Consider the following 12,564-nt stretch of genomic DNA (forward strand, 5'->3'; position numbering starts at 1 on the left):
CGTCCGCGCAACTGGAAGGAAGCACGTGGTACTCATGCGTACGGACGTCCTCGTCGTCGGGGGCGGACTGGGCGGCGTCGCCGCGGCGCTCGCCGCGGTCCGGGCCGGCCGGTCCGTCATCCTGACCGAGGAGTTCGACTGGCTCGGCGGGCAACTCACCAGCCAGGCCGTCCCGCCGGACGAACACTCCTGGATCGAGCAGTTCGGCGCCACCGCCAGCTACCGGGCGCTGCGCAACGGCATCCGCGACTACTACCGTCGCCACTACCCGTTGACCGAACGGTCCCGGGCCTGGACGGACCTCAACCCCGGTGCGGGTTGGGTGAGCCGGCTCTGCCACGAGCCGCGGGTGGCCGTCGCCGTCCTCGACCAGATGCTCGCCCCGTACCTCGGTTCGGGACGACTGCGGGTGCTGCAGCCGTACCGGCCGGTCGCCGCGGAGACCGACGGGGACCGGGTGACCGGCGTGACGCTGGCGCACCGCGACCGGGACGAGCGGATCGACGTGGTCGCGCCGTACGTCCTGGACGCCACCGAGACCGGCGAGTTGCTGCCGCTGACGGGCACCGAGTACGTCACCGGGTTCGAGTCGCAGGCGGACACCGGTGAGCCGAGCGCACCGGCCGAGGCCCAGCCGATGAACATGCAGGCGGTGTCGGTCTGCTTCGCCCTCGACCACGTCGACGGCGACCACACCATCGACCGCCCCGCGGGGTACGACTTCTGGCGCGACTACAAGCCCGACTTCTGGGGTGACCGGCTGCTGTCCTGGAAGTCGCCGCACCCCCGCACGCTGGAGATCGTCGAGCGCAGCTTCACCCCCAACCCGGACGACGACCCGCTGAGCGTCAACGCCGACCAACGCGTCAACCCCGGTGACGGCAACCTGTGGACGTTCCGGCGGATCGCCGCGCGGCGCAACTTCACCGACGGCGCGTACGGCAGCGACATCACGCTGGTCAACTGGCCGATGATCGACTACTTCGAGGGTCCGGTCATCGATGTGCCGAACGCTTCGTGGCACCTGGCCAAGGCCCGCGAGCTGTCGTACTCGGTGCTCTACTGGCTCCAGACGGAGGCGCCCCGGCCGGACGGCGGCACCGGCTTCCCGGGGCTGCGGCTGCGCGGCGACGTGACCGGCAGCGCGGACGGCCTGGCCCAGGCACCGTACATCCGCGAGTCCCGCCGGATCCGGGCCGAGTACACCGTGGCCGAGCAGGACCTGTCCCTGGCGGTCCGCGGTGACCACGGCGCGGTCAGCTACCCGGACGCGGTGGGCGTGGGCATGTACCGGATCGACCTGCACCCGTCGACGGGCGGCGACAACTACATCGACGTCGGCTCCTGCCCGTTCGAGATCCCGCTGGGCGCGCTGATCCCGCGGCGGATGGAGAACCTGCTGCCGGCCGGCAAGAACATCGGCACCACGCACGTCACCAACGGCAGCTACCGGCTGCACCCGGTCGAGTGGAACGTCGGCGAGGTCGCCGGCCTGCTCGCCGACTTCTGTCTGGCGCGGGGCGAGTCCCCGCGTGCGGTCCGCAACACCCCCCGTCTGCTGGCCGATTTCCAGGACCGCCTCACCGCGGCCGGCGTGGAACAGCGCTGGCCGCGGATCGCGGGCTACTGAACAAACACCCCCGGTGAGGAGAAGATTGTGAGAGCAGGAAAGGCCCTGCGCGGCGTCGCCGTGGCACTGGCCGGCGCGCTCGCCCTGACCGCCTGCGGCGGCGGTGGCGAGGCCGAGGACAGTGGCCCGGCGAAGCTGCGGATGACCGTCTGGTCGGCCAACGAGGCGCATCTCAAGCTGTTCAACGAGATCGCCGACGAGTACCGCACGAGCCACCCGGACGTGGTGGAGATCAAGTTCGATCCGCTGCCGTTCGACACCTACACCACGACCCTGACCACCCAGATCGCGGGCGGGAACGCGCCCGACCTCGCGTGGGTGTTCGAGAACTCCGCCCCCGACTTCGTCGCGTCGGGCGCGCTGCTGCCCCTCGACGACGCTCTCAAGAAGGCCGAGGGTTACCAGTACGAGGACATCTCCCCCGCCACGCTCAAGCTGTGGCAGAACGACGGGAAGCTGTACGCGTACCCCTTCTCGACCTCGCCGTTCGGGGTCTTCGTCAACACCGACATGGTCAAGAAGGCCGGGCAGAAGACCCCGGCCGAGCTGATCGCGGCCGGTCAGTGGACCTGGGACAACGCCCTGGCCACCGCCGCGGCGACGGCGACGAAGTCCGGCAAGGCCGGCATGGTCATTCGGGACTTCGACTACAAGGGCTGGGACAACCTGTCCACCTTCTGGACCGGGTGGGGAGCCCAGGCGTGGAGCGAGGACGGCAAGGCCTGCGGCTTCAACAGCCCCGAGATGGTCGACGCGATGACCACCCTGCACCGGGCCACCTTCACCCAGAAGGCGCTGCCCGGTCCGGGCACGACCGCCGACTTCTTCGCCGGTGACTCGGCCATGACGATCACGCAGATCTCCCGCGCCTCGCTGCTGAAGGACGGCGGCTTCGGGTGGGACCTGGTGCCGCTGCCGGCGGGGCCGAAGGGGAACTACGCGGTGGTCGGCCAGGCCGGCGTCGGGGTGATGAAGAAGAGCCCGCACGCCAAGCAGGCGGCCGACTTCCTGGCCTTCCTCACCAACCCCACGAACTCGGCGAAGCTCGCCCAGTTCTTCCCGCCGCCCCGACAGTCGCAGCTCACCGCCGAGACCCTCGCCAAGACGAACCCGCAGCTCAAGCCGGAGCAGTTGCAGAAGGTCGTCATCGACGGCATCACCAGCGGCGTGGTCAAGCCGAGCCACTCCGGGCAGGCCGAGCTGAGCCAGCAGGTCCGCGCCGGGCTCGACCCGCTGTGGCAGCCGACCGCGGACGTCAAGGCCGTACTCGACGGCGTCTGCGCCAAGATCCAGCCACTGCTGGCGAAGTAAGGCCAACGATCATGACCCAGACGGACACCAGGGTGGGCTCGGCTGCTGCCGGGCCCGCCCCGGGCCCGGCCCGGCCGTTCTGGACCAGCCGCCGCCGGGATCAGCTCACCGGTTTCGTGTTCATCGCCCCGCAACTGCTCGGCAGCGCCGTCTTCGTGATCCTGCCGCTGATCCTCGTGCTCTGGTACAGCCTGCACGAGTGGAACGTGCTCGCCGGGACCTTCGACTTCGTCGGCACGGACAACTACACGGCTCTCGCCGATGATCCCAACCTCGGCGCGGTGCTGCGCGCCACCGGGCTGTTCTCCGTCGGCCTGGTGGTGCTGAACCTCGGCCTGGCCCTGCTGCTGGCCGTTCTGCTCAACCAGAGGCTGCGAGGCACGATCGTGTTCCGCACCCTGTTCTTCTCCCCGGTGGTGGTCTCGCTGGTGGCGTGGACCATCGTCTGGGGCTTCCTGCTCCAGGACAACGGCGGGATCAACGGGCTGCTCGACACCATCGGCGTCGACGGGCCGAACTGGCTGCGGGGCGAGTGCACCGCGATGGTGTCCGTGATCGTCGTGCAGGTGTTCAAGAACGTCGGCCTGAACATGGTGCTGTTCCTGGCCGCCCTGCAGGGCGTGCCGGCCGAGCTGTACGAGGCCGCGGAGGTGGACGGGGCGAGCCGGATGCGCCAGTTCTGGCGGATCACCGTTCCGCTGATCAGCCCGACGATCCTGCTGACCTCGATCATCACCGTGGTCGGGTCGTTGCAGGTCTTCGCGCAGATCGCGGTGCTCACCCAGGGTGGCCCCGGCACGTCGACGACGGTGCTCGTCTACTACCTGTACCAGCAGGCCTTCCAGTTCCACCACTTCGGCTACGGGGCCACGCTGTCGATCCTGCTGTTCGTCATCGTGCTCGCCCTCACCGTGTTGCAGTGGCAGATGCGCAAGAGGTGGGTCTTCCATGAGTCGTGACCTGTCCCGGCGGACCAAGCTGGTGCTCTACGGGGTGCTGCTGGTCCTGGCGATCCCGTTCGTCTTCCCGACCTGGTGGATGGTCACCTCGTCGCTGAAGCCGGTGGCGGACATCTTCGCCTTCCCGCCGCAGCTCCTGCCGACCAACCCGCGGTTCGACGCCTACCAGCGGGTGTTCGAGTTGCAGCCGTTCGGGCAGCAGTACCTGAACAGCCTCTACATCGCGCTGGTCGTCACGGTCGGCACGATGGCCGTCTCGGCGCTGGCCGGGTACGCGTTCGCGCGCATCCGGTTCCGCGGCCAGAACGTGTTGTTCCTTGTCGTCCTCGCGGGCCTGCTCATTCCCAGCGAGGTGACGATCGTGCCGCTGTTCCAGATGTTCTTCAAACTCGGCCTGGTCAACACCCACTGGCCGCTGATCCTGGTGCCGATCTTCGGCGCGCCGAGTGTCCTGGCGACGTTCATCATGCGGCAGTTCTTCATCAGCCTCCCCGGTGAGCTGGAGGAGGCGGCCCGGGTCGACGGGCTGGGCCGGTTCGCCACCTTCTGGCGGATCGCCCTGCCACTGTCGCGGCCGGCGCTGGGCGCGGTGGCCATCTTCACCTTCCTGCACAGCTGGAACCTCTACCTGGAACCGATCGTGTTCCTCTCCTCTCCGGAGAAGTTCACCCTGCCCCAGGCGCTCACCCAGTTCGTCGACGCCTACGGCGGCCCCATGTGGGACGTCCAGATGGCCGCGGCGTCGATGACCGCGCTGCCCGTCCTGGTGGTGTTCGTCATCGCGCAGAAGCAGTTCGTCGAGGGTCTCGCGCACACCGGCCTCAAGGGATGACGACACCGGTTGTCGGCATCGACATCGGCGGCACCAAGACGGCCGCCGCGCTGGTCGACCGGGCCGGGCGGGTGTTGGAGCGCCGCGAGGCGCCCACGCCGGCCCGGTCCGGGCCCGGGGCCGTGCTGGACGCCGCCGCCCGGCTGGCCACCGACCTGCTCGGCGCGACCGCCGGGCCGGTGGGGGTGGGCACCGCCGGCACGGTCGACCCCGCGACCGGCGGCATCCGGTACGCCACCGACAGCCTGCCCGGCTGGACCGGCACCCCGGTCGCCGACGCGTTGGCCGCCCGGCTGGGTCGAGGAGTGCGGGTCACCAACGACGTGAACGCCGCCGCGCTGGGCGAATGCTGGGCCGGCGCCGCCCAACCCGGTGCCGACGGCCACCAGCAGCACATGAGCACGGTCCCGTCCGGCGCCGGGTTGGGCGGCGCGGTCGTCCGCAACGGCCGCGTCGAGGCCGGCGCCCGTGGCGCCGCCGGCGAGGTCGGGCACCTGCCCGCCCCGGGCGCCGAACGGCTGCGGTGCGGCTGCGGCCGGTACGGGCACCTGGAGGCGATCGCCTCGGGCAGCGGACTGGCCGCCGCGTACCGCATCGAGAGCGGCGCCCGCGTCAGCGGGCGGACGGTGGCGGACCGCGCGACGGCCGGGGACGAAGTCGCCCAGCGGGTCGTGGAGCGGGCCGGCACCGCCCTCGGCGCGGCCCTGGCGGGGTTGGTGGCCCTGCTCGACCCGGACGCTGTCCTGGTGGCCGGCGGGGCGGCCGGCGCCCTGCTGCCCGCCGCGTCGGGCGCCTACTCGGCCGAGGTGCCGGCGGGCTGGGCCGACGTTGCGCTGCTGCCCGCCACGCTGGGCGCTGACGCGGTCGTGGTCGGCGCGGCCCGACTGGCCATCGACGAAGATGACATCGAAAGGAGCACCGGGTGAGCGTGCTCGACGACCTGGCCGGCGGGCTGGTGGTGTCCTGCCAACCGCTGCCGGACGAGCCGGACGACCCGATGCGGGACCCGTACGTCCAGGCCCGGGTGGCGGCCGCGGTGGTCCGCGGCGGCGCGGTGGCGGTCCGGGTCAACGGACCGGACGACGTCGGGGCCGTACGCGCCGCCGTCGACGTTCCGGTGATCGGGCTGTACAAGCACGGCACCGAGGGCGTCTTCATCACCCCGACGGCGGCGCACGCGCTCGAGGTGGCGCTGGCCGGTGCGGACATCATCGCGATCGACGCCACCGACCGGCCCCGACCGGACGGGCGCTCCTTCGCCGACACGGTCCGCGTGCTCCGCGAACGGACCGACGCGCTGGTCCTGGCCGACGTCTCCACCCCGGCCGAGGGCGTCGCCGCCGTCGAGGCCGGCGCGGACGCCGTGGCCACCACGCTGTCCGGCTACACCCCGGCCAGCCCACCGACTGACGGGCCCGACCTCGGGCTCGTGGCGCGACTCGTCGCCCTGCTGCCCGTGCCGGTGATCGCCGAAGGGCGGTACCGCGGCACGGACCAGATCGGCCGGGCCTTCGAGGCGGGTGCGCACGCGGTGGTGACGGGCAACGCCGTCACCTCACCGCTGTGGATCACCCGCCGGCTCGTGCCGAGCACCCCCCGCGCGGCGAGCGCCCCGAGAAAGAAGGAGTGAGGATGAGAAGGCGTACCCTCCTGGCCACCGGCGTGGCCGGGCTGAGCACCGTGGCCGTCGGCCGACCCGCGTTCGCCAAGCCCGCCGGTCGGCAGCTGACCATGGCGCTGGTCCCGTTGGACGACCGGCCGGTCAACACCTACGCCCCGCAGATGACCGCCGCGAGCGCCGGCGCCCAGGTGCGGCTGCCGCCACGGGACCTGCTCGGCCGCTTCTTCACCCCCGGCGACGGGGCCGCCATCGCCCGCTGGCTCGGCACCACCGAGGGCGTCGACGGGTACGTGATCTCGGTGAGCATGCTCGCCTACGGCGGCCTGATCGCCTCCCGCACCGCCGCCCCGACCCTGGCGGCCGCCCTGGAGAACCTGGCCGCGATCCGCAACCTGCGCTCGGTCCGGCCGGGGGCGGTGATCGAGGTGCACGACACCATCCAGCGTCTCGCCATCACCAGCACGGGCACCGAGTTGGACGAGTACCGCGACCTGCTGGTCACCTGGGCGAAGCTCTACGACCAGGTGGTGAACCTCGGGCAGGAGGAGCTGCGGGCCCAACTCGACGCCGTCCGGGCGCGGATCCCCGACCAGGTCGTGGAGGACTATCTCGCCGCGCGGGCCCGCAACCACCAGGTCAACCGGCTGATGGTCGAGTGGGTCGCCGACGGCACCATCAGCCACCTCGTGCTCTCCGAGGACGACACCGCGCCGGTCGGCCTGGCCCGAGCCGAGCGCGTGGAGTTGGAGGCGCTCGTCGCGGAACTCGGCGTCGGCGATCGAGTGGAGATCTTCCCCGGCGCCGACGAGGTCGACGCGTTGCTGGTCGCGCGCGTGATCGCAGCCCCCACGAAGCCCACCTACCGCGTGGAGTACGCGGGCGTCTCCGGCGAGGACTGGACCGCCCAACTGGAGGGCATCCCGTTCGCGGAGAACATCCGCCGGCACGTCACCGCCGTGGGGGGCCGGGTCGTCAGCGGCGACGCGGACATCGTGCTCGCCGTGAACACCCCCTCCTCGGCGCCCGGGCAGCGGGCCGCCGACCTGGACGCCTTCGTCGGACGGATCGGGACGCTGCTGACTGCCGGCACCCCGGTCATCGTGGTGGACCCGCTCATCGTGAACAAGGCGGACCACGACCTGGTCGCGCGGATGGAGAGCCGCCTGGATCTCGCGGCGCTGCTGTCGTATTCGGGGTGGAACACCGGCGGCAACGCCCTCGGCCTGGCGCTCGGCCACGGCACCGCCCGGTGGGCGTACCTCCGCTCCTCCGGCAGCGGGTTCGGCGTGCCGGACCTGCGCGGGCCCGGGCAGGCGCACGCCGAGTACCTGCTCTACCGGCTCGTCAAGGACGACCCGTGGAAGAACGTCGTGCAGGTCGAGGCGTACGCGCACGCCCGGGCGCAGGGCTGGGACCCGCTCGCGCTCACCCCCGAGCAGAAGAGCTACTTCGACGGCTGGGTGCGCGAACGGCTGGTGCCGCTGACCGAGCGGTACTTCGCCGACCACTTCGCGGGGCACCGCATCGTGCTGGGTCACCGGGGCGCGAAGACGTTCACGGCGACCCTGGCCCGCTTCGAGTCGGCGCGGGTCGAGCTGCCGTGGGACCGGCTCTTCGAGGTGATCCTGGAGCCTCGGCTGCGCCTGGCCTGACCGGGGCCGACGAGCACCCGGGCCGGCGGCGGGCGAACACGATCAGGGGACGCGTTCGCCCGCCGCCGCAATCCTGCTCGCGTACGCGTGACGGGATCGTCAGGCGACGGCGGTGGCCATCCGGCGTACCGCCTCGGTGATCAGCTCCGGTGCGGTGGCCAGATTCAGCCGCACGTGCCCGTCGCCGCCGGTGCCGAAGGCCGATCCGGAGTTGAGGGCCACCCGGCCACGCTCGAGGAACACGGTGGCGGGGTCGTCGCCCAGGCCCAGGGCACGACAGTCGAGCCAGGCGAGATAGGTGGCCTGACCGGGGCGGTGACGGATCGCCGGCAGGTGCTCGGTGAGCAGCCCGGCGAGGAGCCGACGGTTGTCGTCCAGGCCGGTCAACAAGGCGTCGAGCCACTCGCCGCCGTCGCCGAAGGCGGCGGTGTGGGCGATCACGCCGAGGTGGCTGGTGCTGACGCTGACCTCGTACGGAACGCGGGCCAGATCGCCGGCCGCGGCCGGGCCGGCGACGAGCAGCGCAGCGCGCAGGCCGGCCAGGTTCCACCCCTTGGAGGCGGACATCAGCGACAGGCCGTTCTCCGCGCCGGGCACCGAGAGGTACGGCACGAAACGCTCCCCCGCCGCCACCACCGGAGCGTGGATCTCGTCGGCGACCACCCGCACCCCGTGCCGCTCGGCCAGGCCGGCGACGGCGGCCAACTCGTCCGCGGTGTGGGTGACGCCGGTCGGGTTGTGCGGGTTGCACAGCAGGTACGCCGCTGGCCGCCCACCGGCCCGAGCCTGCCGGAACGCGTCCTTCAGTGTGCCGAGGTCGATCCGCAGATCCTCGCCGAGCGGCGCCTCCACGATCCGGCGGCCGGCGTGCGCCACGAACTCGTAGAACGGCGGGTAGACCGGGCAGTTGACGACCACCGCGTCCCCCGGCTCGGTGACCAGGCGCAGCGCCTCGACGACGCCGTGCATCACGTCGGGCGTCAGTGCGCTGCGCTCCACGGCCAGGCCGTCCCACCCCCACCGCCGCCGGGCGAACTCCGCCAGCGCCCCCGCGTACGCCGTGCCGGCGGTGTAGCCGGTGTCGCCACGCGCGACGGCGTCGGTGATCGCCCGCGCGACCGGCTCGGCCAGCGGCACGTCCATCTCCGCCACCCAGAGCGGCAGCACGTCGTCCGGGTACTCCCGCCACTTGAGGCTCGTCCGTTGCCGAAGCTGGTCGATCGTGAGCTGACGAAGGGGATTCACCGCGTTCCGGACACCGCTCTGCACGCCACTCATGGCTGAAGCCTATTCCGCCGCCTCGAACGGCCAACTCAAGCAATGCTCAAGATCCGGCTCACGCGACCCGTCGATGCGAAGAACGTGCATACACTCACCGCACTCAGGTCGCCCACAGCCCGCACGCTCCTCTTACGACGGTGACCGTCGTCGTATCCAGGCTCGCCGTGGGTGAGCTCAGCACGGCCGTCCTACCTGGACCGGTCCCGTCCGTTCGTGGGTCGGCCACGGCATCAACCACAGGCCGCAAACAGAAGGAGGGAAGCATGCACCGCAGACGACTGCGCATCGCGCTTCTCGCGCTGCCCGCCCTGGTGGCGAGCGTCCTCACCGTGCCCGCGCCCGCGCCCGCAGGCGCGGATCCCGCGGATTCCGCAGCGACGGCGGGCTCGGGGCGTTCCCACCTCGAGGACCAGGAGTTGGTGCGCCCCGTACGCATCCAGCTGACCGGCGCCGACATGCTGGACAAGGTGGTCGCCGCCGGATTCGACCTCGAACACGGCCTCCGGCGCGTGCCCAGCGGCATCGAGGGCGAGGCGGTGCTGACCGCCGAACAGGCTGCCGAGCTGAAGGGGATGGGCGTCAAGATCCTCGGCGACAACGAGGGCTTCGCCTGGAGCGAGGAGGCCGACGGCGGCATCCAGGCTCTCCGTACGCAAGCTGCCCAGCCGCTCAGCCACGAGGAGACGGTACGGGTCGTCCGCGCTGACTGGTTCACCACCAAGGGCCAGGGTTTCCTCTACGTCGAGGCGCGCACCACCGAAGGGCAGCAGGCCGACCCGATCGTCACGATGCAGCTCGAGAACGACTCGGGCCGCCGCACCCCGTTCGGCTTCGCCCGCACGATGAGCCGGTTCGTCGACTCCGGGCAGTACATGTTCCACCGGAACCTGTTCAAGCTCGACGCGCGCCCGAACCAGATCCGGGTCACCAGCTCGACCGGCGGCGTCACCACCGGCGACGTCTCGGACTGGCTCGAGGACGCTCCGCCGCCGCTGACGGAGAACCGGGGCTACAAGTCGGACTTCGTCGACGGCTACCGCAACCCCCAGCAGCTCTACAGCCGCGCCAAGGAGATCGCCCGGCAGTACCCGGACATCGCCGAGATCGTCTACCTGCCGAACCAGACGAACGGCTACCAGCGCAAGGCGCAGGCCACCATCGGTGGCACCGGGCAGTCCGCGGTCGTCGTCAGCTCGGCGGCGTGGGGCCACGAGGGCGGCAACGACATCACCGTCGAGTTCGTGGACCGGCCGGGGGCGGACCTCCCGCTCAGCGTCGAGGTGGCGGGCAAGGCCGTGCGCGTCCTCCTCGCGAAGGACGCCTCCGCCGCGGTCGCGAGTACGGCTACCGAGGTGGCGGCGGCGCTGGAGACCCAGTCCCAGGGCCTCATCGACCGGTCGCACCCGTACCGGACCAACGCGGGCACCGGCATCGTCGCTCCGACGTCCGGCCCGGTCGCGCTGACCGACTTCCTCGACCAGAAGCGCGTCGGCGCTCCGGAGGGCGAGGTGCCGCGTGGCCCGGTCACGATCCCCGTCCTGCGGATCGGTAAGCACCGCGACGGCCGGAACCCCGGCGTCCTGATCCAGGCGCAGGACCACGCCCGCGAGTGGGTGCCCGCGACGACGTCGCTGGAGTCGGCCGAGCGTCTGGTGCACAACTACAAGTCCGACAGGGAGACGAAGAAGATCGTCGAGAGCACCGACGTCTTCTTCATTCTGTCCAACAACCCGGACGGGGCGAACTACAGCTTCTACAACTTCGCCTCGCAGCGCCGGAACATGACGAACCACTGCCCGGACGAGAACGCCGATCCGGCCCGCCGCAACTCCTGGGGCGTCGACCTGAACCGGAACTACCGGGTCGGGTCGGGTCACGACGGCTACGCGGGTGCGTCGACCAGCTGCGTCAGCGACACCTACCAGGGACCGGAGAAGCTGTCCGAACCTGAGGCGGCGAACATCATCTGGCTGGTCGAGAAGTACAAGAACATCAAGTTCATGATGTCGGTGCACTCCAACGGCGGCCAGCTGTTCTGGCAGCCCGGCGCCTACATCGCGGACGGGCGGATCACCACGCCGCGCCCGCCGCTGGGCGACGAGGCGTTCTACTGGCAGTCGGCGGGCAGGATCCTGTCGCAGGTCAAGGCGCACCGGGAGACCGTCGTGACGCCGGAGAACGTCGGCGGCTCGTCGGACGTCCTCTACTCCTCCGCCGGCAACGTGCGCGAGGACCTGTACCACACCTATGGGATCTACGCCTTCGGCTGGGAGGTCGGCGGCTCGGTCTACAACCCGGCCACCGGCAACTGGCAGGGCGGCTCGTTCCAGCCGGTGTGGGAGGGCGATCCCAACCTCGTCAGCGGACACGCCGAGACGATGGAGTACGCCAACGGAATCATGGAGATGTTCCGGGTCGCGGCGGACTGGGGCAAGGACAAGAAGGACCCGCGCTCCACGCTCGTTCCCGGCGGCGGGAAGTACTCCAAGCCCGTCGACGTGCGCTTCGAGACCAACGAGCCGGCCACGATCTACTACACGACGGACGGCAGCCGGCCCACGCTCCAGTCGCCGCGCTACGAGGCGACCGAGTTCCGGGAGCCGGGCGAGGTGTTCCACGTGACCGAGACGACGACGTTCCACTGGTTCTCCGTCGACGCGGCCGGAAACATCGAACAGAACTACGACCCGACGAAGAGCGACAAGCGCAACAACTACCGCAAGGCGACGATCACCATTCGCCAGAGGTAGGCGCCCGTCCGGTCCGGGTGGGATCGCCGGGCCAGTTTTGCGCACCCAACTGGATTAGATTGATCCCCGGTACAGGCTCTCCTCGGAGAGCCTGTACCGGCCTATGCACGGCGCGTCGCGTCGGTCTCGACCGGGGCCGTCATTCTTGACGACGACGATGAGGGGGAAGACGATGAGTGACGAGGTCACCCGGTACGTCAACAAGGCGCAGCCGTGGCAGATCGATGTGTGCGAGAAACTACGTGCGATGGTCCGCCAGACCATTCCGGATGTCGAGGAGCGGCTCCAGTACGGCAAGCCGCACTACCTCAAGAACGGGCACTACGCGGCCGTCATCGCGGTGGCCAAGGACAAGGTCTCGTTCATGGTGTTCAACGCAACGGACATTCCGGAGGTCAAGGGGTTCCTTCGGGCTCTGGGCAACGGTGAACGCAAAGCCGTCGACATCAAGGATGGGCAGAGCGTCGACTACGACGCACTTGCCCGCATCCTGAAAGAGACCACGGACGCCCTGTAGGCACTGCCGCC

The 12,564-nt window shown here is 70.7% G+C and carries 10 protein-coding genes; 9 read left to right on the forward strand and 1 reads right to left on the reverse strand.

Annotated elements, in window-relative coordinates; genetic code table 11:
* Window positions 1-34: 34 nt before the first annotated feature.
* From EAD98_RS17400 to EAD98_RS17430, 7 genes are read left to right on the forward strand one after another with little or no spacing between them, the layout of a single operon-like run.
* Complete coding sequence (locus tag EAD98_RS17400) at window positions 35-1,630, forward strand: FAD-dependent oxidoreductase (RefSeq protein ID WP_121655105.1); 1,596 nt, start codon at window positions 35-37, stop codon at window positions 1,628-1,630.
* Between the two features lie 27 nt (window positions 1,631-1,657).
* Window positions 1,658-2,941, forward strand: coding sequence for an ABC transporter substrate-binding protein (locus EAD98_RS17405; protein WP_121655106.1), 1,284 nt, complete (start codon window positions 1,658-1,660; stop codon window positions 2,939-2,941).
* 11 nt (window positions 2,942-2,952) lie between these two features.
* Window positions 2,953-3,900, forward strand: coding sequence for a carbohydrate ABC transporter permease (locus EAD98_RS17410; protein ID WP_121655107.1), 948 nt, complete (start codon window positions 2,953-2,955; stop codon window positions 3,898-3,900).
* On the forward strand, window positions 3,890-4,732 hold the full coding sequence (locus EAD98_RS17415) for a carbohydrate ABC transporter permease (protein WP_121655108.1): 843 nt from the start codon (window positions 3,890-3,892) through the stop codon (window positions 4,730-4,732). Before EAD98_RS17410 ends, EAD98_RS17415 begins: the two co-directional genes overlap by 11 nt.
* Entirely contained in the window at window positions 4,729-5,658 is a 930-nt protein-coding gene (locus EAD98_RS17420; RefSeq protein WP_121655109.1) for an ROK family protein, read from the forward strand. The genes EAD98_RS17415 and EAD98_RS17420 overlap by 4 nt, the downstream gene beginning before the upstream one ends.
* Entirely contained in the window at window positions 5,655-6,362 is a 708-nt protein-coding gene (locus EAD98_RS17425) for an N-acetylmannosamine-6-phosphate 2-epimerase (protein WP_121655110.1), read from the forward strand. Before EAD98_RS17420 ends, EAD98_RS17425 begins: the two co-directional genes overlap by 4 nt.
* A 2-nt stretch (window positions 6,363-6,364) precedes the next feature.
* A complete protein-coding gene (locus EAD98_RS17430) occupies window positions 6,365-8,005 on the forward strand; it encodes a DUF4127 family protein (RefSeq protein WP_121655111.1) in 1,641 nt (546 codons plus the stop codon).
* Between the two features lie 99 nt (window positions 8,006-8,104).
* On the opposite strand, the gene EAD98_RS17435 is transcribed toward EAD98_RS17430, so the two are convergent.
* Window positions 8,105-9,283: a MalY/PatB family protein gene (locus tag EAD98_RS17435; protein ID WP_121655112.1), complete on the reverse strand. Its 1,179-nt coding sequence runs from the start codon at window positions 9,281-9,283 to the stop codon at window positions 8,105-8,107.
* A 266-nt stretch (window positions 9,284-9,549) separates the two neighbouring features.
* On the opposite strand from EAD98_RS17435, the gene EAD98_RS17440 reads away from it, so the two are divergent.
* Window positions 9,550-12,036, forward strand: coding sequence for a M14 family metallopeptidase (locus EAD98_RS17440; protein ID WP_121655113.1), 2,487 nt, complete (start codon window positions 9,550-9,552; stop codon window positions 12,034-12,036).
* Between the two features lie 172 nt (window positions 12,037-12,208).
* A complete protein-coding gene (locus EAD98_RS17445) occupies window positions 12,209-12,553 on the forward strand; it encodes a DUF1801 domain-containing protein (RefSeq protein ID WP_121655114.1) in 345 nt (114 codons plus the stop codon).
* Window positions 12,554-12,564: the final 11 nt, after the last annotated feature.

The sequence above is a fragment of the Micromonospora sp. CV4 genome, assembly GCF_003667455.1.
Taxonomy (GTDB): domain Bacteria; phylum Actinomycetota; class Actinomycetes; order Mycobacteriales; family Micromonosporaceae; genus Micromonospora.